General features: G+C 59.9%; 19 protein-coding genes. 11 read left to right on the top strand and 8 right to left on the bottom strand.

Annotated features, from left to right (window positions below; genetic code table 11):
- Position 1: 1 nt before the first annotated feature.
- Together ASE13_RS14425 and ASE13_RS14430 are read left to right on the top strand one after the other, a co-directional pair.
- The gene (locus ASE13_RS14425; protein ID WP_056617908.1) at positions 2-319 is read left to right on the top strand and encodes a DMT family transporter; all 318 of its coding nucleotides are present in this window, start codon (positions 2-4) and stop codon (positions 317-319) included.
- Positions 319-693 carry a TfoX/Sxy family protein gene (locus tag ASE13_RS14430; RefSeq protein ID WP_056617183.1) on the top strand — a complete coding sequence of 125 codons (375 nt, stop codon included), beginning with the start codon at positions 319-321 and terminating at the stop codon, positions 691-693. Before ASE13_RS14425 ends, ASE13_RS14430 begins: the two co-directional genes overlap by 1 nt.
- A 202-nt stretch (positions 694-895) precedes the next feature.
- On the opposite strand, the gene ASE13_RS14435 is transcribed toward ASE13_RS14430, so the two are convergent.
- Genes ASE13_RS14435 through ASE13_RS14445 form a run of 3 tightly spaced genes read right to left on the bottom strand, consistent with a single transcriptional unit; the run spans position 896 to position 4113 of the window.
- Positions 896-1549, bottom strand: coding sequence for a DUF1345 domain-containing protein (locus tag ASE13_RS14435; RefSeq protein WP_200955717.1), 654 nt, complete (start codon positions 1547-1549; stop codon positions 896-898).
- Positions 1550-1604: 55 nt separating this feature from the next.
- Positions 1605-2189, bottom strand: coding sequence for an inorganic diphosphatase (gene ppa, locus ASE13_RS14440; RefSeq protein ID WP_056617186.1), 585 nt, complete (start codon positions 2187-2189; stop codon positions 1605-1607).
- Positions 2190-2223: 34 nt separating this feature from the next.
- Positions 2224-4113 carry a M61 family metallopeptidase gene (locus tag ASE13_RS14445; protein ID WP_056617189.1) on the bottom strand — a complete coding sequence of 630 codons (1890 nt, stop codon included), beginning with the start codon at positions 4111-4113 and terminating at the stop codon, positions 2224-2226.
- A gap of 128 nt (positions 4114-4241) precedes the next feature.
- On the opposite strand from ASE13_RS14445, the gene ASE13_RS14450 reads away from it, so the two are divergent.
- A complete protein-coding gene (locus ASE13_RS14450) occupies positions 4242-5534 on the top strand; it encodes a methyltransferase family protein (protein WP_200955719.1) in 1293 nt (430 codons plus the stop codon).
- 102 nt (positions 5535-5636) lie between these two features.
- Positions 5637-6587 carry a CsgG/HfaB family protein gene (locus ASE13_RS14455; RefSeq protein ID WP_056617192.1) on the top strand — a complete coding sequence of 317 codons (951 nt, stop codon included), beginning with the start codon at positions 5637-5639 and terminating at the stop codon, positions 6585-6587.
- 54 nt (positions 6588-6641) lie between these two features.
- Here the strand turns inward: ASE13_RS14455 and ASE13_RS14460 are convergent, their stop codons facing one another.
- The 5 genes from ASE13_RS14460 to ASE13_RS19915 all read right to left on the bottom strand — a co-directional run bounded on the left by ASE13_RS14460 (position 6642) and on the right by ASE13_RS19915 (position 11620).
- On the bottom strand, positions 6642-8018 hold the full coding sequence (locus ASE13_RS14460; protein ID WP_056617193.1) for a glutamate--cysteine ligase: 1377 nt from the start codon (positions 8016-8018) through the stop codon (positions 6642-6644).
- Positions 8019-8076: 58 nt separating this feature from the next.
- The gene (locus ASE13_RS14465; RefSeq protein WP_056617196.1) at positions 8077-8817 is read right to left on the bottom strand and encodes a 16S rRNA (uracil(1498)-N(3))-methyltransferase; all 741 of its coding nucleotides are present in this window, start codon (positions 8815-8817) and stop codon (positions 8077-8079) included.
- Positions 8818-9004: 187 nt separating this feature from the next.
- The gene (locus tag ASE13_RS19910) at positions 9005-9478 is read right to left on the bottom strand and encodes a hypothetical protein (RefSeq protein ID WP_156404897.1); all 474 of its coding nucleotides are present in this window, start codon (positions 9476-9478) and stop codon (positions 9005-9007) included.
- A 15-nt stretch (positions 9479-9493) separates the two neighbouring features.
- Complete coding sequence (gene cas1, locus ASE13_RS14475; RefSeq protein ID WP_056617202.1) at positions 9494-10573, bottom strand: CRISPR-associated endonuclease Cas1; 1080 nt, start codon at positions 10571-10573, stop codon at positions 9494-9496.
- A gap of 36 nt (positions 10574-10609) precedes the next feature.
- On the bottom strand, positions 10610-11620 hold the full coding sequence (locus ASE13_RS19915) for a hypothetical protein (protein WP_156404898.1): 1011 nt from the start codon (positions 11618-11620) through the stop codon (positions 10610-10612).
- An 88-nt stretch (positions 11621-11708) separates the two neighbouring features.
- On the opposite strand from ASE13_RS19915, the gene ASE13_RS14490 reads away from it, so the two are divergent.
- The 7 genes from ASE13_RS14490 (at position 11709) to ASE13_RS14515 (ending at position 21517) form a co-directional block, all read left to right on the top strand.
- Entirely contained in the window at positions 11709-12275 is a 567-nt protein-coding gene (locus ASE13_RS14490; RefSeq protein WP_156404899.1) for a hypothetical protein, read from the top strand.
- 9 nt (positions 12276-12284) lie between these two features.
- Positions 12285-12713 (top strand): hypothetical protein, encoded by a 429-nt coding sequence (locus ASE13_RS19920; RefSeq protein WP_156404900.1) that lies wholly within the window; start codon positions 12285-12287, stop codon positions 12711-12713.
- Complete coding sequence (locus ASE13_RS14495) at positions 12688-15867, top strand: hypothetical protein (RefSeq protein ID WP_056617215.1); 3180 nt, start codon at positions 12688-12690, stop codon at positions 15865-15867. The genes ASE13_RS19920 and ASE13_RS14495 overlap by 26 nt, the downstream gene beginning before the upstream one ends.
- Positions 15868-16013: 146 nt before the next feature.
- Entirely contained in the window at positions 16014-16235 is a 222-nt protein-coding gene (locus ASE13_RS14500) for a helix-turn-helix domain-containing protein (protein ID WP_056617218.1), read from the top strand.
- Positions 16232-19228: a type I restriction endonuclease subunit R gene (locus ASE13_RS14505; protein WP_056617220.1), complete on the top strand. Its 2997-nt coding sequence runs from the start codon at positions 16232-16234 to the stop codon at positions 19226-19228. The genes ASE13_RS14500 and ASE13_RS14505 overlap by 4 nt, the downstream gene beginning before the upstream one ends.
- Positions 19218-20438 carry a restriction endonuclease subunit S gene (locus ASE13_RS14510; RefSeq protein ID WP_056617223.1) on the top strand — a complete coding sequence of 407 codons (1221 nt, stop codon included), beginning with the start codon at positions 19218-19220 and terminating at the stop codon, positions 20436-20438. Before ASE13_RS14505 ends, ASE13_RS14510 begins: the two co-directional genes overlap by 11 nt.
- Positions 20435-21517, top strand: coding sequence for an AAA family ATPase (locus ASE13_RS14515; RefSeq protein ID WP_056617225.1), 1083 nt, complete (start codon positions 20435-20437; stop codon positions 21515-21517). Before ASE13_RS14510 ends, ASE13_RS14515 begins: the two co-directional genes overlap by 4 nt.
- Positions 21518-21528 lie beyond the last annotated feature (11 nt).

A 21528-nucleotide genomic window follows, 5' to 3' on the forward strand; every position in this document is an offset into this window, starting at 1 on the left:
GTTGGCCTGGATCTGGCTCCTTCTCGCTGGTTGCTTCGAGATCGGCTTCACCACCTGCCTTCGCTACGCCGATGGCTTCCGCAACATTCCCTGGACGCTCGGCTTCCTCGTTTCGGCGACACTGTCGATGGTGCTGCTCGAGACGGCGTCGCGCAGCATTCCGATGGGGACCGCTTATGCGGTGTGGACGGGTATCGGCGCGGTCGGCGCGGTGGTGGTCGGCATGCTGTGGTTCGGCGAGCCGGCCACCGTGGTGCGCTCGCTGCTGATCCTCGGCGTGGTGGCCTGCATCGTCGGCCTCAAGCTGACGGCGCAGTGATGGCGGTCGATGAGAGCCTTGTCGCCTGGGTCAGCGAGGCGCTCGAGCCGATCGGCACGGTGACGATACGCCGGATGATGGGCGGCGCGACGCTCTATCTCGGCGGCGCGCCGTTCGCGATCGTCACTTCGGACGGTGTGCTGCGGTTCAAGGCCGATGCCGAGAGCGACGCGCTGTGGGATGCCGCGGGTTGCGAGCGCTTCAGCTACGAATTCCCGAACGGCCGCATCGGCACGATGAATTATCGCCGCGCGCCGGAGGACGTGTACGACGATGCCGACGCGATGCGCGAATGGGCGGCGCTGGGGATTGCCGCCGGGCAGAGGGCGCCGAAGAAGAAGCCGAAGAAAGGCAAAGGCAGCGCAGGGCCTTAAATTGACTCTTTTGGCGGAAACGGCGTGCATCGCGTAATATTCTTTCGCGATGCGGAATGGGGTGGCTGACCTGTCAAAGAGCGGCGGGACTTCTTCCCGGCGGCGCGAGCGAAGCAGGTGAAATCCTACATTGCAAGGTGGGATGCGCTCCCCTCCCTTGCAGGGAGGGGAGGTCCGAATGGAATAGCGGACTGCTCGCCGATCATCCCCCCAGCACGTTGATCGTGAACGCCACGATGCCGAGGTTGAACACGAACGCCGCGAGGCAGTGCAGGGTCACCACCTTGCGGATGCCGCGGTCGGTGACGCTCACGTCGCTGGTCTGGAAGGTCATGCCCAGGCAGAAGGCGAAATAGACGAAGTCCCAGTAATCGGGCTCGCGCTCCTTGGGGAATTCGAGGCCCCCGGCATCGCCGCCGTCGCCGGCGCGGTAATAGAGATGGGCGTAGTGCAGGGTGTAGATGGTGTTGCTGAACACCCAACACAGAATCAGCGTGCCGACGATCAATAGGATCGATCGCATGGCGGGCGTGTCGCCCTGCATCAATTCGCTGGCGACAGCGAAGAGGACGACGAGGCTCACCGCGATAGTGAGGAACAGCAGCAACAGCCGATTGGCGTCGTTGCGGCTCGCCGAGCGGCGAATGTCGTTCGAGCGGTGGCGAAGCAGCGGCAGCGCGGACAGGAGGAAGATCGAGGCCCCGGCGTCGAAGCCGACCATCACGCCTGTGTGGAGCCCCAGCGCGGGGATCGCGAAGAACAAGGCAATGGCGGTGGCGGCGATGAACAACAGGAAACGCGGCGGCGCGATCACATTGCCGATCGCCTTGCCGTGCGTGGAATTCCTTCGTGCCATCGCCGCCCCTTCCATGGCCTTCGCCACCTCCCCCGACGGGGGAGAGGGGGCCGGATCAGCCTTGCGGCGTATCCACGCCGGTCGCGTCGACCGATTCCTTCGCGGCCGCCTTATCCGCGTTGTAGCGGTCGATCGCCTCGATGGTAATCCGGCGCGCATCCTCGGCGCCGCCCCAGGTGCCGATGCGCACCCACTTCTTCTTCTCGAGGTCCTTATAGTGGGTGAAGAAGTGCTCGATCTGCTCCATCACGATGCTGGGCAGATCGTCCTTTTCCTCGATGTCCGAATAATAAGGAAAGGTCTTGTCGTCGGGGACGCAGACCAGTTTCTCGTCGCCGCCGGCCTCGTCCTCGAGGTTGAGCACGGCGATCGGGCGGGCGCGGACGACGCAGCCGGGGATGAAGGGCGAACGTGCGATCACCAGCGCGTCGAGCGGATCGCCATCGGGCGAGAGCGTGTGCGGCACGAAGCCGTAATTCGCCGGATAACGCATCGGCGTGTGGAGGATGCGATCGACGAACAGCGCGCCGCTGGCCTTGTCGAATTCATATTTTACCGGCTCGCCGCCGGTCGGGACTTCGATGATGACGTTGAGAGTGTGCGGCGGATTCTCGCCCACCGGAATCAAGTCGATACGCATTTCGGACCTTGCTTGGTTGGCGCCGCGCCCCGTCTCAGCGGGGCTGCAGCAACTTGTCGAGGCCAGCCTCTCCCGTGGCCGTCTTCACGAGGTGCGGATAGCGAAGCCCGCCATGATAGTCGATGGCGACTTCGCGGTAGCGATCGCCGCTCTTCAGGAGCAGCTTGATCGGGTCCTTCGCTCCCTTGGCGTCCTTGACTGCCTGCTTCAAGCGATCGCCGGTATAAGCGCGGCCGTTCACTGCGACGATCTCGTCGCCGAGATCGATCCCAGCGTCGAACGCCGGGCTGTCCCAGGCGACGGTGCTGATGCCCTTGGGCCCAAGCGTCAGCCCGAGCGAATAAGCGAGGTCGACGCTGGTCTTCGGCGTCGCCTTGTTGGGCTCCTCGGTATAGACGAGCTTGTAGCCGTTGCGCTCGAACCCGGCGAGCGGCGCGCGCTCGGACACCTGGTTGACGCGCCGGTCGAGCAGGGTGCGCCAGTCGTACGGCTGGATCGCGCCCAGCGTGCGGACGACGTCGTCGAACGTATAGGTCACTTCGCCATAATCGCCGTCGCGGCCCTGGAAGAAGGCGCGGGCGAAATCGTCGATCGACTTGGTGCCCTTCGATTGCTCGCGCAGGATCGAATCGACTTCCATCCAGATCAGCAGGCCCTCGTTGTAATAATCCTCCGAGCGCTGCCAGCTCACCCAGCCCTTGGGCGCGCGCGACGTGATCACCGGATCGTTGGTGGTATCGCCCATCGGCCGCCACTCGCGCGCCTTGCGATTGTCGAGGCTCGCCATGACGGCGGCATAGCCTTCGAGCGTATTCTCCTTGCTGATCAGGCCCGACCGGGCCTGCATCACATAGCCCCAGAACTGGGTCTGCCCCTCATAGACCCAGAGCAGCGAGCCGCGGGTGGGGGTGCGGTAATCGGGTGCCCAGAGATCGGCGCCGCGGCGATATTTGCCGTCCCAGCTATGCGTATATTCGTGCGGCAGCAGGTCGCGTTCGGCCCAGGTCTCGTCCCATTTGATGAAATAGCCGGGCGAGACGCCGTTCTCGGAGCTGCGGTGATGCTCGAGCCCGATCCCGCCGAGCTCGTCGCTGATCGAGAGCAGGAAATGATAATGGTCGTATTGCTGCGACCCCATCGTCTTCACCGCCTGATCGACGAGACGCTTGTGCGCATCGATCTGCTCGGGCTTGGCCTCGAGCTCCTCGGGGCTGTCGGCGAATACGTCGAGCGTAACGCGGGGGCTGAGCGCGAACGGGCGATAATAGCGGCCGGCGAGCACGGGCGAATCGACCAGCACTTCGTAATTGGTCTTCTCATAGGCATAGGTCGAGCCGGTCGCCTTCGAAGGAAGCCCCGATGCGGCCGACCAGCCCTCGGGATATTTCACCCTTGCCTGCACCGGGATGCGGCGCACGAAATAACCGGCCGGATAGAGGCTCATCGAGTTGAACTGCAGGCTCATCATCGCCGGCGTCATCACGATGCGGCCCTGATTGGGCGCGGTCGCCGAGGCGAACTGGAATTCGAGATCGAGCTTCTTCGCGCCCGCGGGCACGTCGATATGGAAGGCGAAGACGTCGACCGGGTCGCGCTTCCACGGGATGCGCTTGCCGTTGGCGCTGATCTGCAGCCCGGTCAGCTTCTCGATCTCGCCGCGGGGACCGTGCTTGCCCTGGAGCCACTTGGGATAAAGCAAAACCATGTGGCCGCTCTTGGCGACGGGGATGGTCTGCTTGACCCGGAAGATGCCGCGCTGGGTGTCGGTCGCGTCGACGTCGAGCAGCATCGTGCCCGGATAGGCCACGTCGCGCGCCTCGGGGATCGTGTCGACATAGGGCGCCGGCTGCGGCGCGGAGTTCTGCGCGGTGGCGGTGGCGGTGGTGGCGAGAAGAAGAGCGGCGAACGGCAGCGCGCGATGCATTGTTGGCGACCTCGTCGGGAGGAAGGGATGGCGGCACTTAGGCCCTGAAATCACAGGCGGTAAAGGGGCGTGCAGGCCCGCCGCATCCTTCACCGCTCCCTAACCATTGCGGCCTAGATGTTTCGGCCATGTATCACGATCCCGCACTCGCCGCGCGTGCCAAGGCCGATCCGCGTCCGCGCTCGGCGGTGAGCGGTGCCGTCGGGCTGGTCGGGCTGATCGGAATGACCGCGTGGGTGGTCGTCGCGCATGTCTTCGGGCTGGACGGGCCGTTCTCGGCGCTGGTCAACGTCGCCGCCTGTGCGCTGCCGATGGTGGTCTGGTCACTCGCGGTCGACAAGGTGCATCGCAATCCCTCGACCGGGCTCGACTGGAGTCTCAAGCGGCCGTGGCGCGAGACGCTCGACGTGTCGGTGACCAAGCTCACCGGGCTGTGGCTGACCTGGGGCGCGATCGCCGCGATCTATGCGCTGAGCCGCGTCTGGGGCGAGACTCGCTATGCGAACTATCCCTTCGCGATGTCGTGCTTCGTCGCGGTGGCGCCGGCGTTGTTCGTGCTCTCGATACCCTATGTGCTGTGGCTCGACCGGAAGCTGACCGATCCGCGCGACGGCGCCTGGTCGCTCGGCGCCTGGGCGATGGGCGCGGAGGGCTGGGACCGCGAGGCGGTCTTCAACCATCTGCGCAGCTGGGCCGTGAAGGCGTTCTTCCTCGCCTTCATGATCGCGATCGTGCCGCCGGGCTTTGCCGAGTTCGTTTCGATCGATCCGATGACCGTGCTGCGCAATCCGGTCGGGCTGGCGACGTATCTCGTGACCTTCATGTTCGTGATCGACGTGGCGTTCGCGACCGCGGGTTATATCCTCACTTTCCGCCCGCTCGATGCGCATATCCGCACCGCCAATCCCTATGCCGCCGGCTGGACCGCGGCGTTGATCTGCTATCCGCCGTTCCTGCTGATGGGCGAGGGCGGGCCGCTCGATTATCACCAGGGCACTGCCGACTGGTCGTATTGGCTCGATGGGCATGCGTGGCTGTTGGGTGCGCTCGGTGCGATCTTGGTCGTGCTGACGGCGATCTATGCCTGGGCGACGATCGCGTTCGGATTGCGCTTCTCGAACCTCACCCATCGCGGCGTGCTGACCCATGGCCCTTATGCCTGGACGCGGCATCCGGCCTATCTTTCGAAGAACCTCTTCTGGTGGCTCTCGACGATGCCGTTCCTCGCCACCACCGGCTGGCACGACGCAGTCCGCAACGCCGCGGTGATGGCGTGCGTCAGCGGCGTCTATTATTGGCGCGCCAGGACCGAGGAGCGCCACCTCGGCAGCGATCCCGCCTATCAGGAATATTCGGCCTGGATGGCGCGCAACGCGCCGGTGCCGCGCCTGCTCGCCCGGGTCACCGGTCGGCGTCTCTGAGCGCTGCGAACTCCCATCGACTTGCCGCGCGGGACTAGCCTTCGCGTCATTTCGCCCATATGCGCAGTTCTGGGCATTTGATCACGAGTATAGGGGGATCCGATGAAAGCGATGTTGTTCGCCATTTCAGTGGCAACCGTGGCCTTGGCAGCGACGCCGGCCGCCGCGCAGGGCGCCCGTGCGTCCAAGGGTCAGAAGATGCAGGAAGCCGCCGCGGCCGATGTGCCGCGGTGCACGCGCAAGCTGGGCACCGTCGCGATCATGGACGGCGACGATCCCAGCTATTGGACCCAGAACCAGCTGGCGCCGCCGCAGAAGCTGCTGCGCGTGCTCGTCCAGCGTTCGGGCTGCTTCAACATCGTCGATCGCGGCACCGGCCTCAATGCCGCGACCCGCGAGCGCAACATCGGCGCGGGCCTCGGTATGCAGCGCGGCTCGAATGTCGGCCAGGGCCAGATCAAGGCGGCCGATTATGTGCTGGTCGCCGAGATCCAGAGCGCGAACAGCAACGTCAGCGGCAGCGGCGCTGCCGGCGGGATCGGCGGGCTGGTCGGCGGGCGCGTCGGCGGCCTGCTCGGCGGCATCAAGAGCAAGAAGATGGAAGCCAACACCCAGCTCTCGCTGACCAACGTCCGCACCACCGAGACGATCGCCGTCGAAGAGGGCTATGCCGCCAAGAACAATCTGTCGTTCGGCGGCGGCGGCTTCCTCGCGATCGGCGGCGCGGTCGGCGGCGGCTATGACAACACTGATATCGGCCGCATCGTCACTTTGTCGTTCATCCAGGCATATAGCCGGATGGTCACCGGTCTCGGGCTGGTGCGCGATGGCGACGAAGGCACGGCGGGCGCGACACCGACCAAGACCTTCACTGCGCAGGCTCCCGTCGCATTGCGCGCATCCGCCTCGGCTTCCGCCAGGGTCCTGCGGACGCTGCCGACGGGCGCGATCGTCTATCCCACCGGCAACAAGAACGGGCTGTGGTGGGAAGTCGCCGACGAGAACGACAATGTCGGCTGGGTGCTCAACACCAAGCTGGCGCCGTCCAACTGACGCACGTGAAATTCCTCCCTCGTGCATGCGGGGGAGGAATTCGAGCCGGACGCTCTAGAACTTCGCTTCTTCGTAGACGCGCGTGATATCGCCGCCCCAATCGCCGTTGAAGCGATCGAGCAGCACCTGCGCGGGCACCTTGCCGGTGCGGACGATCTCGCGGAGCGGATCGAGGAAGCCGCTCTCGTTATCGCCCGAGGCATTGATCCGGGCACGGGCATTGAGCCCCGCCGCCGCAATATCGAGCACTTCGCCGGCGATGTTGCGGAGGGTGCCGCCGCCGGGGATCGGCGCGTCGAGTGCGAGCTTCGGAACGGCGCTGCGCAGCGCCTCGCGCTCCTCCATCGACCAGTTCTTGACCAGCTCCCACGCCGCATCGAGCGCGGCATCGTCATAGAGCAATCCGACCCAGAAAGCCGGCAGCGCGCAGATTCGCCCCCAGCGCCCGCCATCGGCGCCGCGCATCTCGAGGAACTGCTTCATCCGCACTTCGGGGAAGGCGGTCGACAGGTGATCCGCCCAATCGTCGATCGTCGGCTTGTGTCCGGGATAAGCGGGCAATTCGCCCTTCAGGAAATCGCGGAAGCTCTGCCCGGCGGCGTCGATATATTTGCCGTCGCGGTAGACGAAGTACATCGGCACATCGAGGGCATAGTCGGTGTAGCGCTCATATCCGAAACCCTCCTCGAACACGAAGGGCAGCATGCCGGTGCGTGCCGGATCGGTGTCCGACCAGATATGGCTGCGGAAGCTGAGAAAGCCGTTGGGCTTGCCCTCGGTGAAGGGCGAGTTGGCGAAGAGCGCAGTCGCAAGCGGCTGGAGCGCGAGCCCGACGCGGAACTTCTTCGCCATGTCGGCTTCGGAGCCGTAATCGAGATTGACCTGGATCGTGCAGGTCCGCAGCATCATGTCGAGCCCGAGATTGCCGACGCGCGGCATGTGGCGCAGCATGATTTCATACCGCCCCTTGGGCATGATCGGCAGCTCGGCGCGCGTCTTGTCGTGCCACATGCCGAGGCCGAGAAAGCCGATGCCGAGCCGGTCGCCGACTTCCTTGACCTGTTGAAGGTGGCGCCCGGTTTCGGCGCAGGTCTCGTGCAGATTCTCGAGCGGGGCGCCCGAAAGCTCGAACTGGCCGGCGGGCTCGAGGCTGATCGCGCCATCGGGGCCCGAGAGCGCGATGATGTTCTCGCCCTCGTAGACGGGCTTCCAGCCATAATGGGTGAGGCCGATCAGCAGCGCGTGGATGCCGCCGGGTTCCTCATAGCTGGGGGCGCGATGATCGGGCGTCTTCCAATAGACGAACTTCTCGTGTTCGGTGCCGATCCGCCAGCGGTCCTTCGGCTTCTCGCCGCGGGCAAAATATTCCACCAGCTGAGCACGGTCCTCGATGACCGCTGCGTTGCTGTTCGAAACGGTCTTCGTGCTCATCCGCGGGCCTTTAGCTGCGCGTGCGGGCACGCGCCAGTGGCAATTTCGTACCGTTCGGTCACCAATCCCCGACCGTTCCCATCCAGAGACTTACGGCCGCTGCCGCCGCGGTTTCGGCGCGCAGAATACGCGGTCCCAGCGCGATTCCCACCGCTTTCGGATGGGCACGGATCGCCTCACGCTCCTCGGGATCGAAGCCGCCTTCGGGGCCGACGAGGATCGCGGCTGGGCCGGGGTGGCTACGCATCGCCTCCAGCGCGGGCAAGCCGCCGGTCTCGTCTGCGAAGAACAGGGTTCGCTCGGCGGGCCAATCGCGCAGCATCGCGGCCAGCTTGGCCGGCTCGACCAGCTCGGGGAGCGCGGTGCGGCCGCATTGCTCGGCGGCCTCGATCATATGGCTGCGCAGTCGATCCAAATTGAGCTTGTCGACCACTGCACGCCGGGTAAGCACCGGCGCCAGCCGCGCGACGCCGAGCTCGCACGCCTTTTCCGCGACCCAGTCGATCCGGCCCTTCTTGATCGGCGCGGCGCACAGCCACAGGTCGGGAACCGGCTCGCGTTCGCGCAGCTTGCCGGTCACGTCGAGCACGAGGTCGCGCTTGCCCACAGCCTGCGCGATGCCGAGCCATTCACCGGTTTTGTCGTCGAAAAGCTTGACCGGATCGCCAGCCTTTAGCCGCATCACCTGGATCAGATAATGCGCCGGCGGCCCGTCGACACGCAGCGGGCCGGGCGCGAGCTCGGTCTCGACGAACAGGCGCGGCGTGGATTGCGGCGGCCAGGCGGGGGTTGCGGGCATTCGCATTCCCTAGCCGGACCCGCTTTCTCCGTCACCCCGGCCTTGTGCCGGGGTCCACTATGCCTCGATCGAGCAGCAAGAGGCGTGAACGGCTCACCTGCCTCGCGGTGGACCCCGGCACAAGGCCGGGTGGTAAACATATCCTCACCTTGGACGACGCATTCTACCGATCAGTGCGCTTAGCAACTCAAAGCTCGTTCACGTCATAGTCGTGATAGAAGCTGATATAGCGGATGCTGGCTGAGCCGTAACGCACCGGCTCGCCAGCGAGATAAATAAACTTGTATCCCCCCGATTGGATGAGGGCTGGAATCGGTAATGCAGCATCCAGCGGCAATGAGCCGAGGTAGCTCGACTGGTCGCCCCGCATTGTCAGCGTGCCAACTCCAATTCGTGCTCGGGAATCTTGATTGGGATGGGTTAGGTCTGCCGTATGGCTACGGTCGCCCATGAGTGTGAAATTCGTAGAACGGTTCGCAAATCGCTTCGGCGATACGCACACCGTTTCCACCTCGGTATGGTGGTATTCGGCGTATGGGCCAACCTGTAGCTGGCCTAGGCTGATCCCAAAGCTGTAGTTCGGCACCACCTCTTCAATGCGAAACAGGTATATTTCGGTTTGAACCTCTTGCGTGCTTCCGGACCTCTTTTTCGCAACCACCAATGATCTCCCGGCTCAAGAGCGCTGAGGTCGCCCGTCGATTATCGCCGCAACGTGCTTGGCCAACTGCGGAGATAGGCGGCAACCGCCATTGTCCCGGATAACGAAGTCCGCGCCGCTGAAAGTGTGCTTGGCGACGAAGGCCAAAATCAGTGCGTCGATCCTTGGTCGCTCCGGCTCAATTAGATCGAGGATGAAGGCAGGGTTCCCGCGCTTCCCACTGTGCATGACGCCTAAAGTCGGATCATAGCCATCGGCTATTGCCTGAATTTGAAGCCGTTGCAGCGTGACTGCGTAGGCGTAGTTCAAGAGCGCATTGACGGGATGCGAGGCGTTGCGGTTTTCAGGTTTGACGCCGTTGGCGAGAGAACTACGACCTTTATAGATTTGCCAGCCGTCAGGAACGGGGTGTCGCTTCGTCCCTTTCCATGAGATCGCCAGCCCCTGCCACGCTGCGAAGTAAGCAGAGGCGCATTCGCCTTCGATCGCGAACACAGCATTGAGATCAGCAAATTTCTCGTTCGCCAGCCGATCGATGCCGATGCGGGACTTTTCGATCGCAATGGTCTGCAACCGGGACGGCGGAATATGTTGTTCCAAGGTCGTGAGGCTGATGGCAATTTTCCTGCCGATCAGATCGGCTGCGAATGCCAGCCGTGCTGCGCTGTCGGCTCGCGTTTCCTGTTGCCATCGAACTTTCACCGGATCGGCGGCGTACCCATTGCAGGCAAGAACGGAAACGCCATCGCCCTTCCAGTCGAGGCAGATCAGCGTCACGCCCTGTTCGGCCAGCCATGCCAGCACATCAAACGACAGGCCACCGCTGCAATCCACTGTCACGATGCGCGGCGGCAAATCGAGATCGCCTTTGAAGAACCGATAGTCCTCTCGTTCCTGCGGATAATGGGTCAATCCGTCGCGAATATGTAGCGTCCCCTTTTCCACGCGCATTTGAACGCCATCGCCGGTCAGGATCAGCGGTGTCGATCGCCGTTCGCGCAATGCGCGGGTGCCGCTCAATTGAATTGATTGCCGTAGCCAATACTCACTGCGGACGGTCCATTCGCTCGGATTGGAGATAATTTCGTGCTTCATAAATCGCTCCGAATTGCCAATTCACACTAGCAAATTTCAGCGAAATTTTGAATTATCTCTTTGTAAAATCATCCTTAATTGCAATTCCGCTTTGGCAATTCCGTCGAGCCGCCACGTGGAATTATGGCCCTCGCGGCGGTCAGCATCGATTTCGAATGCAATTCGAATTAACTGCGAGATACGAAATTCGAGGGATGACGCCTGACTGAATTGGATCGGCAAGAGATTGAGCAGGATTTTCTCGGGCGATCGATTCCCCATTAGCCACGAAAGGGCATAATTCCATTTTGCAATTCTCTCGCGTAGCCGCAGTATTTGGAGGCAAGTCGCAAAATCGGAATCCGGCATATCGTCGAGGTATTTTCCAGACCGGATGCCCTCCCGATCCATATGGCCTGAGCGCCAAAGGCGCTTGATTTCATCAGATGCAATATCAGCTCTGATTTCCGCAAAGGCTTTGGCTGCGGCGGTATCGTCTAATTCGGGGCCGAGGTCGAAATGCGAAGGCGCCATTTCATGGATCAGCTTTTCCGCATCAGCGCCTGAGGTTTCATCCAATTGAAGGATTGAAAGGCGACGATATTGGTCCGGCGTCATTTTGGTCAGCGCCAGCAATCCGGCAACATTTCCCTCACCGACAATCCCGCCACGTTCAGCGTCAGCAACCGTTCGAAATCTCGTTTCGCGCCATCGATCGCTCGTGATGAAAGAATGATTGCGCCTGCGCTCGATGCTGCATTCGCGCTTCAGCTCGCTCCGTATTTTGCTTGGCGCGACGGCTTCGCCCGACAGCCAAAAGCCAAGCCACCATTGGGATTGCCGATTGCCCCCCCAAGATTTGTAGCGGCAGATGCGGAGCGCACGCCGATAACTTGCAATGGGCCAATGCCGTTCAGGAGATTTGCCGCGTCCTCGTCCCTTCGAGGCGGCAGGGCCGGGCAGCAAGCCGTCTTCGCGCCAATCTTTGAACTGCCGTTCCGTGACTACCTGTCCATAGCGCTCGAAGGCATGATCGCGCAGGCGCGGGAAGAAATCGCGGAACAGCATCGGTTGGCCTTTATGTCTCCCATTAATCTGATTCGAGGTCGGTTGCGATCTGGTTGAATTGGTCGGTTCCATTTTCGGGGTCGAGTCGATGGCAGCTAGGTTGAGCGGGCAGGAAAGGTATCGTCAGCGCATCGAACGTGCGCTCGCAAAGGGGTTGAGCAAGAGCGCGGCGCGCGGACATGCGAAAGTCGGCGAGAAAACAGCGTCCGGCGCGGCGCTGAAATCTGACAATCGATTGGCTGAGGGCTTTGCGCGAGTGGCAAGCGGCGAAAGCCTGTCCACCGTCGCCCGAGAGCTTGGGGTTGCTCGGGAGCGATTGCGGCGATCGATCGGCGAACGCGGTGACTATGTTCGGCACGGCAAGCGGTACACCTTCAGGCCGCGCGTCCAGAACGACTTTCCGCTCTATTCAAACGGGCAATCCATTCGCGTTTTCGTGGATGATGAAAATGCCGCGCGTTTGGGCGCGTACATGGCCGCAGTCGGGAAGTTCCTTGGCAGCGGCCGATTAGAGATTCTGGAGCCGCATATTAATCACGGCGTGACCGACGTGCGCGGCAAATTCTACCCGTTCGAAACCGATCCGGATACGCTGTACGAGCTACGCGCCAAGGGGCGACCTCAATTCCACCAGCTTTATCGCAATACGAATTGAGGGCTTTCCATGTCTTTCGATGAGGATGAAAGCCGCCGCGAGGCGCGCGAACACGCCCGCGAAAAGCGACGGCGTAGGCATTTGGAACGTCTCGGATTCGAGAATGCCCAATGCATTTTCTGCGGTGAGGACGACAAAGTTTGCCTGCATCTAGATCATGTAGATGGTCAGGAGTTCAGCGATGTAGTTTGGCCGCTTTGCGCCAACTGCCACGCAAAGCGAACCCATCTCCAAAAGGATCACCCGCCTAAGGACGCCGAACCGTCTGATCCGCTGGAGAAGATGGGGCGCATGGTCGAGGGGTTGGCAGATTATCTGGAGATTACCGTAACCCGATTGAGGGAATTTGGTCCGATATTGTGTGCCGAAGCGGCGGCGAGATCGCCACGGAAGAAGCGGGACGGCGGTAAGGATGAACGAACGGCACCGCCTCAATGAGAAACCGGGCGAAGAGAAATCGATATACCTCCGGGGCTTTGTGGTTCGGGAAACGCCGTCCGGGAAAGGCTGGGTTAGCCCGGAATCGGAGGATGTGGCCACGCTGCCGCCGAGCGGCTGGACCCTCACCTTCGATTGTGAGACCGGAATCGATCCAGCGCAGGCATTGCGGTTCGGCGCATATCAACTGCGCAACAACGGCGTCCTCGCGCGCAAGGGCGAAGGGCTGTTCTATGCAGAGGATATCTCCGCTGCCGATCTAGCCGTCCTTCAATCGGTTGCCGAGATGCGCGGCTTGCGGTTGATGACCGTGCGCCAGTTTGCCGACTGGATATTGTTCGATCGCATCTACGAGACCGGCGGCACGGTGATCGGGTTCAATCTGCCATTCGATATATCGCGCATCGCGTTCGATCACGGTCCTGCGCGAAAGGTATTTGCAGGCGGGTTCAGCTTCAAACTGTCCTCAAATCCCTATGCGCCCCGCGTCATCGTCAAACACATATCCTCGCGCATGGCGTTCATCCGGTTCGGCAATCCGTCGAAGCGGCGCACACCTGAAAGCCAGCGAAAACTCGGTATCTCCGTCGCACCGCGTACCGGCTCATTTGTCGACGTGAAGACGCTTGCCGCTGGCCTCCTATCAGGTGGATGGAGTCTGGAAACCCTGTCGTCGGCTCTGAAGGTCTCCAATCCCAAGATCGAAACCGATGAACATGGCGGCGCGCTGACTCCGAAATATGTCGGTTATGCCCTGAATGACGTTCAGGCGACATGGGAGTGCTATGAGACGCTGACTACCCGGCTCGCCAGCTACGACCTGTCTACGATTGAGCCGAAAACGCTCTACAGCGAAGCGAGCTTGGGCAAGGCATATTTGCGGCAGATGGGCGTTCGTACCTGGCGCGAGATGCAACCAGATTTTCCGCCCGAGATGATTGGGCAAATCCTATCGACCTATTTCGGTGGCCGCGCAGAGGTGAAAATCCGGCGCGAAAGGCGGCAAGTCCTCTACTGTGATTTCCTGTCCATGTACCCAACCGTCTGCACGCTCATGGGTTTGTGGCAGTTCGTGATCGCGACAGGCATGGATTGGACGGATGCGACCGTCGAGACACAGGCTTTGCTCGATCGCATCGAACCCGCCGATATGCTGCGTCCCGAACAATGGAGCGATCTCACAGCACTTGTGCAGTTGCGTCCCGCGAATGACATTCTGCCAATCAGGGCGAAGTACGGAGACGAAGGCGCGTCCACGATCGGCGTCAACGAATTTTCATCGGGCGAGCCTCGCTGGTTTACGCTCGCCGACGTGATTGCGGCCAAGGTGTTGGGCGGTGGCAAGGTGCCGGTGATCGATCGCGCTATCCGGTTTTCGCCACGAGAAAAGCAATCCGGCTTGCAGCCCATCGACATTGCCGGGAAAGCTAAGTTCCACGTCGAACCAGCGACAACTGATTTCTATCAGCGCGTTATCGATCTGCGGCTTGAGGTCAAATCAACGCCTGCCCAATCCGCCGACGATGCCGCCCGACTCAAATCCGAGCAACTGGCGCTGAAAATTCTCGCTAATGCGACAAGCTACGGCATCTTTATCGAGATGATCGTCCACGACCTTGAAAAGGCCGAGACGCTCAAGGGCTATGGCTCCGAAGGCGTCGAGTTTCCCGTCACCACCAACAAATATGAGCAGCCGGGTAGCTATTTTCATCCGCTATTGGCCACACTGATAACCGGCGCGGCGCGGTTGATGTTGGCACTGGCGGAACGTTGTGCCGCCGATGAAGGACTGGATTGGGTATTCTGCGATACCGACAGCCTTGCCATCGCGCGACCGCGCGACATGGATGCGCCATCGTTCATCGCAGCAGCTCGTCGGGTCTGCGTATCGTTCGCAGGTCTGAACCCGTATGAAGTGAGCGCTGAATCGATCCTGCAAATCGAGGATCAGAACTACGCCATGGGCGATAAGCGGAAGGTCGGTCTTGATAGCGCGCCACCGCTCCATTGCTTCGCGATCAGTGCCAAGCGCTACGCCTTGTTCAATGATGGCAGCGATGGCCCGATCATCAGAAAGGCATCTGCGCACGGTCTTGGCCACCTGCTGCCACCCTATCAGGATATGGACAAAGACCGCCGCGCAAAGCGATTGGCGGATATTAATGTCGATCTCTGGCAGGAAGACCTTTGGAAGCGGATTATCACTGCGGCGGAAGACGCGGAGCCGGACGATGCGGGATATGCTATCGGTCTCGATACCGACGAACGGTTTGGCAGGCCGGTTGCTAGTCGATATGCGGCCACCACTCCCGCGCTGCTAAAGTGGTTCAAATCCTACAATCGCGGGAAGCCCTACGAGAAGCAGGTGCGTCCGTTCGGATTCCTGTTGTCGATGCAGTCCGAGAAAATCGAGCTACGCGCACATGACGACACCGAAGCATTGGCTCGGTGGCGGAAGCATAAGCGAGACCCTGCACCGACTGCGCCATATGACCGAGACCCGCGCTTAGCGGCGGAACATGCCTTCGATCGCCGCCACCGCGACATCAAAATCCCGCCGCGCTGGCTCATTTCCTATGCCGATGCCCTGGCGGATTATCACCTCCAGCCCGAGACTAAATTTCGTGGCGGCGAAAAGCGCGGAAACAGTGGCCCGCTGGAGCGCCGCCATATCATCGGTACCGCCGCGCAGATGATCGGCAAGGAAGCTGAGGGTTGGGAAGAGCAGCTGTACGTCGGCGAGGATGATGCGGCGATCAGCTATGGCCTGACGCCCGAAGCGCGGGCGGGGCTAGTGGAATCGATCCGCATAGCCCGCAAGCGGTTCAGCGTGCGAAAGTTTACCAAAGCAGCTCGCGTCACAGATCGCACTATCGCCGCAGCGGTGAGCAGCCAAAATCTCGTCTCGGATGCGACTCTGATCCGCCTCGCAGATGTCGCCGTCCGGCTATGGCAAGGGTGGGAAGCTTACACAGCCGAAGAGGCAGAGCTATGTGATTGGGCTTGGCAGCAAGCCATCATCGAAGGGATGTACGCCTTCGCCGGTCGCGTCGGCGTTGATGGTTCGAATCTTAGCAAGGCGCTCAAATCGCGAAAATTCAGCACCGGATTGCTCATAAAGCTCCGAGCCGCGCATACCTCGCCCACCGCTTGAGTTTGCCCGTCCTTGATTGGTCGGTCGAAGTGTATCTGTCAGCTGCGCTTGCGCTAGCACGTCTGTCGCGCCCTCGGGCATTGCACCCATCCTCCGCTGTGGTAAGGCTACTTTAAACGACTATAAGCCTGTTCAGCGGAGTTTATATGACACCAGCGGAACCATGGGTCACCGCTGAAGACGTGGCCAAGCATTTGGGCGTAGTGAAGGACACCATATATCGCTGGCGCGAGTGTCGGCATTTGCCCGCGCATAAAATCGGGCGCTTGTGGAAGTTCCAGATATCCGAGGTGGATGAGTGGGTCAGGCTGGGCGGCGCGGACGACACGGCCTCAATCTCCACCAATCAGCCCGGATTAGATCAATGACGACGGCCGAAAGCACCATCGAACGGGAACTGATTTCTAAGCTTGAAGAGCTGAAGTACGAATATCGTCGGGACATCCGTGATCGTGCGGCGCTGGAGCTGAATTTTCGTCAGAAGTTCGAGGCTTTGAACCGCGTCCACTTGACCGATAACGAGTTTCAGCGCCTTCTTGAAAGCATCACCGCGCCCGACGTGTTCGCGGCTGCAAACGTGTTGCGGGGATACAGCAGCTTTGAGCGCGATGATGGCACGCCGCTCAACTACACGTTGGTCAACATCAAGGACTGGTGCAAAAACACGTTTGAGGTGGTCAGCCAACTCCGCATCAACACAGACAACAGCCATCATCGCTACGATGTGATTCTGCTCATCAACGGCGTGCCAGTCGTTCAGATTGAGCTCAAAACAATGGCGGTCAGTCCGCGCCGCGCCATGCAGCAGATCGTCGATTACAAAACCGATCCGGGGAACGGGTACGGCAAGACGCTGCTTTGCTTCCTCCAGATTTTCGTGGTCAGCAACCGTACCGACACTTGGTATTTCGCCAACAACAACGCTCGGCAGTTCAGCTTCAATGCCGATGAGCGCTTCCTGCCGATTTATCAGTTCGCCAGCGAAGAAAACAAGAAGATTACCCACCTCGACAGCTTTGCAGAGAAATTCCTGGCGAAATGCACGCTGGGTCAGATGGTCAGCCGTTATATGGTGCTCGTTGCCAGCGAACAGAAGCTGATGATGATGCGCCCCTACCAAATCTATGCTGTGAAGGCGATTGTAGAGTGCATTCACCAGAATTGCGGCAACGGCTATGTCTGGCATACCACCGGCAGCGGCAAGACGCTGACATCCTTCAAGGCATCGACGTTGCTCAAAGACAACGACGACATCGCCAAGTGCCTTTTTGTCGTGGATCGCAAAGACCTCGACCGGCAGACTCGCGAGGAGTTCAACCGCTTTCAGGATGGCTGCGTCGAGGAAAATACTAACACTGAAACGCTGGTGCGCCGCCTGCTATCGGACGACCGGGCCGATAAGGTCATTGTCACGACAATTCAGAAGCTGGGCTTAGCGCTTGACGATTCAAAGCGTCGTCAGCAGGGCAAGAAAAAGACCTACAAGGAGCGACTGGAGCCGCTGCGTGATGAGCGCGTCGCCATCATTTTCGACGAATGCCACCGGTCGCAGTTCGGAGAAAACCATAAGGCCATCAAGGAGTTCTTTCCCAAGGCTCAGCTCTTCGGCTTCACCGGCACGCCGATCTTCGAGCAGAACGCCAGCTACAGCCAAATCGAGGGTGAGCAGGGTAGTTATCGCACCACGGACGATCTGTTCCAGCGCAGTCTGCACCAATACACGATCACTCACGCCATTGAGGACCGCAACGTGTTGCGGTTCCACATCGACTACTACAAGCCCGAAGGCGAAAAGCTGCCTAAACCGGGCGAGGCACTGAAAAAGGAGAAGGTCATCGAGACAATCTTGACGAAGCACAATGCGGCCACCGCCAACCGGAAATTCAATGCCGTGCTGGCTACCAGTTCGATCAATGATGCCATCGACTACTACGAAAAATTCGCCAAGATTCAGGCGCGGCGTCAGGCTGAAGACCCTGAGTTTCAGCCGCTAAATATTGTCTGCGTCTTTTCACCGCCTGCCGAGGGCAACAAGGACGTGCAGCAGATTCAGGAAGATCTGCCGCAGGAGAAGGCCGACAACGCTCAGGATCCCGAAGCCAAGAAGGTCGCGCTAAAGGCGATCATCAGTGATTACAATGATCGCTACGGTACCAATCACAAGATTGGGGAGTTCGACCTCTACTACCAAGACGTGCAAAAGCGCATCAAGGATCAGCAGTTTCCCAATGCCGATTTGCCGCGAAAGGGCGCGGAGAAGATCGATATCGTTATCGTAGTGGACATGCTGCTGACCGGCTTTGATTCCAAGTTCCTGAACACGCTCTATGTGGACAAGAACCTGAAGCATCACGGACTTATTCAGGCTTTTTCGCGAACCAATCGGGTGCTGAATGACACCAAGCCCTACGGCAACATCCTCGATTTCCGACAGCAACAGGCAGCTGTGGAAGAGGCCATTGCCCTGTTCTCCGGCGAGAAGATCGACAACCCCCGGCAAATCTGGCTGGTCGATCCGGCGCCGAAGGTCATCGAGAACCTGCAGAACGCCATGCAGACGCTCGGTGCATTCATGGAATCGCAGGGACTGACCAACACTCCGGAGGACGTGCCCAACCTCAAGGGCGATGCCGCGCGCGGGCAGTTCATTACCTTGTTCAAAGAGGTGCAGCGCCTGAAAACCCAACTCGATCAGTACACCGATCTGAGCGAGGAGCAGACCGAAGCCATAAGCCAAACCGTACCGCCAGACGCCCTGCAAGGCTTCCGCAGCATGTATCTCGAAACCGCCAAGCGGCTGAAGGAAAAGCAGGACATGCCTGGCGGTGCAAGCGATCCGGTGGTGGACCAGCTCGATTTCGAGTTCGTGCTCTTCCACTCAGCCGTGATCGACTATGATTACATTATGGGCCTGATCGCCCGTTACACGCAGAACCTGCCCGGCAAATTGAAAATGAGCCGCGAGCAGCTGATTGGCCTGATCCAGTCCGATGCCAAGTTCATCGACGAGCGGGACGACATCGCGGAGTATATTCGCGGCCTGTCTGCCGACCAGCCGCTGGATGAAAGGGAAATCCGCGCCGGATACGAACGGTTCAAGGCGGCCAAGAAGGTGCAGGCGCTGACCGCGATTGCCGACAAGCATCGGGTGGACGCCGCTGCGCTGCAAACCTTTGTCGATGTCGTGTTGCGCCGTCGGATTTTCGATGGCGACGGCCTGAGTGAACTGATGGCACCGCTGGAACTCGGTTGGAAGGCGCGCACCCAAGCCGAGCTGGCGCTAATGGAAGACCTTGCTCCCTTGCTCCACAAGCTGGCCCAGGGCCGCGAGATTTCCGGGCTGAGCGCGTATGAGCAGTAAGAATGTGAGCGCAGTGACGGGCGGGGTCATCCCGAAATTGCGGTTCCCGGAGTTTCTTGGGCAACCGTTACATGACGTTCAACTTGGCGACGTCACCGAAGAGGCAACGACCCGGAACGGCGATAAGTTCGCTGCTGCGTCAGTCATGGGCGTCCGGAAGGAAGACGGCATCGTTCCGATGGAGGAACGATTGGTTGCAGGAGATATCTCCCGCTACAAGATCGTCCGCAGCAATTGGTTTGCATATAACCCGATGCGCCTCAACATCGGCTCGATTGCGCGATGGCAGGGCGATGACGAGATTCTCGTTAGCCCGGACTACGTTGTGTTTCGTTGCTCGGCGCGAGCCGATCCGACGCCACTGATTCCAGAGTATCTCGACCATTTCCGTAGCTCCAGACAGTGGGAAGCATTCACAAATGAGACCGGGGACGGCGGGGTGCGTATACGTATCTACTACCGTGACCTTGCGCGAATGCGACTGCTGTTGCCCGATCCCGATGAGCAGCAGAAAATCGCGGATTGCCTATCTTCCGTCGATGCGCGGATTGCCGCCGAGGCGGACAAGTTGGAGGCATTGAAGGGATACAAAAAGGGTCTGATGCAGCAGCTCTTCCCCGTACCTGGCGATACTATCCCGAGCCGCCGCTTCCCGCAGTTTCAGGGCGTGGGGGATTGGAGAGAAGCCACTCTCGGTGAATTCTGTAGAATGAAAGCAGGCAAGTTCGTGGCTGCTGCGGACATCCATGAACAACCGGCCGGAGCTTTGCATCCGTGCTATGGGGGGAATGGATTGCGCGGCTATACCGTTACTTTCACACATTCGGGCGAGTATGCGCTCATCGGTCGTCAAGGAGCGCTGTGCGGCAACGTCAATTTTGTGACGGGAAACTTCCACGCTACCGAACACGCCATTGTCGCTACGCCCCAAAAGGGCATTTTGGTCGAGTGGCTCTTCCACGCGCTTGTCCGTCTGAACTTGAACGATTTTGCAACTGGACAGGCTCAGCCGGGTTTGTCGGTTGACGTGCTAGAAAAAGTTCCGTGTTCAGCCCCTAGAGACGTGCATGAACAGCAACTGATTGCCGACTGTCTGACCTCTGTCGATAGTATGATTACTGCACAAGTCGACAAGATATACGCGCTTAAATCCCACAAAACAGGCCTAATGCAGCAGCTCTTCCCAGTCTCGGGGCAGGTGTCAGCATGAGCAAGCCTCGCCAATATACCTATAAATCGATCAAAAAGGTGGTTCAGCGGCTTCGCGATGACCTCAATGGAGGCGGACAGCAGTTCGTTCTGCTATATGCCTATAACGGCATCGGGAAGACCCGCATTTCCATGAGCTTCAAGGATAAGGGGAAGCAGGGAGATGTACGTGACACACTGTATTTCAATGCCTATACTGAAGACCTATTTCTATGGGATAACGACCTCGAAAACGACATCGTCCGCACGATAAAATTCAATGAAAAATCGCGGTTCTTTGCGGGCATAAAGGACTTGGCGCTTGAAGAGAGCATTCAGAAATACCTCGGTCGCTATGCCGATTTTGATTTCGACATCGACTATGCCAGCTGGACAATCTCGTTCAGCAAGGGCGGTAGTAACCACATCAAGGTGTCGCGCGGCGAAGAGAACATCTTCATATGGTGCCTGTTCATGGCGATATGCGAACGGGTGATCGACAAACACCCATCCTATGACTGGGTGAAATATCTATATATCGACGATCCGATCTCATCGCTTGACGACAACAATGCCATTGCGGTTGCCTGTGATCTCGCCAAGCTGCTGAAGCGTGAGGAGAACGAACTTAAGGTCGTATTTTCGTCCCACCATGCTCTGTTTTTCAACGTTGTCTGCAACGAACTGAAAAAGAAGTCGCACAAGAAATATTTCCTGTATCGCCCAAATCGGGGCGAAATCTTTGTGCTTCAGGCGACGGACGAGACGCCATTCTTTCACCACGTTGCAATGCTCGACGATATTCGTAATGCTGCGAACTCCGGCTCGTTATACACCTATCATTTCAACAAGTTGCGGAGCATCCTGGAAAAGACAGCGATCTTTTTCGGGCACAATGATTTTTCGGCGTGCATTCATGGCGTTGATGATGAAGCGCTTTATGCGCGTGCTCTGAATCTGCTCAGCCATGGCGAATATGCCATTTTCGAACCCCGAGAGATGGGCGACGATAACAAGCAGCTCTTCCGCCAGATTCTGGATGCCTTCCTCGCCCGATACCAATTCGCCTTGCCAGAGCTTCTGGCCCAGCCCGCGACATGAATGAGTAGACC

It is taken from the genome of Sphingomonas sp. Root241 (assembly GCF_001428865.1).
Lineage (GTDB): Bacteria > Pseudomonadota > Alphaproteobacteria > Sphingomonadales > Sphingomonadaceae > Sphingomonas.

Bases quoted from the DNA above. Each gene is read 5' to 3' on its own strand.
- ASE13_RS14505 (WP_056617220.1), top strand. From the start codon at position 16,232: ATGACGACGGCCGAAAGCACCATCGAACGGGAACTGATTTCTAAGCTT.
- ASE13_RS14460 (WP_056617193.1), bottom strand. From the start codon at position 8,018: ATGAGCACGAAGACCGTTTCGAACAGCAACGCAGCGGTCATCGAGGAC.
- ASE13_RS14445 (WP_056617189.1), bottom strand. From the start codon at position 4,113: ATGCATCGCGCGCTGCCGTTCGCCGCTCTTCTTCTCGCCACCACCGCC.
- ASE13_RS14455 (WP_056617192.1), top strand. From the start codon at position 5,637: ATGAAAGCGATGTTGTTCGCCATTTCAGTGGCAACCGTGGCCTTGGCA.
- ASE13_RS14495 (WP_056617215.1), top strand. From the start codon at position 12,688: ATGAACGAACGGCACCGCCTCAATGAGAAACCGGGCGAAGAGAAATCG.
- ppa (WP_056617186.1), bottom strand. From the start codon at position 2,189: ATGCGTATCGACTTGATTCCGGTGGGCGAGAATCCGCCGCACACTCTC.
- ASE13_RS14450 (WP_200955719.1), top strand. From the start codon at position 4,242: ATGTATCACGATCCCGCACTCGCCGCGCGTGCCAAGGCCGATCCGCGT.
- ASE13_RS14435 (WP_200955717.1), bottom strand. From the start codon at position 1,549: ATGGCACGAAGGAATTCCACGCACGGCAAGGCGATCGGCAATGTGATC.
- ASE13_RS14465 (WP_056617196.1), bottom strand. From the start codon at position 8,817: ATGCCCGCAACCCCCGCCTGGCCGCCGCAATCCACGCCGCGCCTGTTC.
- ASE13_RS14430 (WP_056617183.1), top strand. From the start codon at position 319: ATGGCGGTCGATGAGAGCCTTGTCGCCTGGGTCAGCGAGGCGCTCGAG.
- ASE13_RS14490 (WP_156404899.1), top strand. From the start codon at position 11,709: ATGGCAGCTAGGTTGAGCGGGCAGGAAAGGTATCGTCAGCGCATCGAA.
- ASE13_RS14515 (WP_056617225.1), top strand. From the start codon at position 20,435: ATGAGCAAGCCTCGCCAATATACCTATAAATCGATCAAAAAGGTGGTT.
- ASE13_RS14500 (WP_056617218.1), top strand. From the start codon at position 16,014: ATGACACCAGCGGAACCATGGGTCACCGCTGAAGACGTGGCCAAGCAT.
- ASE13_RS14510 (WP_056617223.1), top strand. From the start codon at position 19,218: ATGAGCAGTAAGAATGTGAGCGCAGTGACGGGCGGGGTCATCCCGAAA.
- ASE13_RS19920 (WP_156404900.1), top strand. From the start codon at position 12,285: ATGTCTTTCGATGAGGATGAAAGCCGCCGCGAGGCGCGCGAACACGCC.
- ASE13_RS19915 (WP_156404898.1), bottom strand. From the start codon at position 11,620: ATGCTGTTCCGCGATTTCTTCCCGCGCCTGCGCGATCATGCCTTCGAG.
- cas1 (WP_056617202.1), bottom strand. From the start codon at position 10,573: ATGAAGCACGAAATTATCTCCAATCCGAGCGAATGGACCGTCCGCAGT.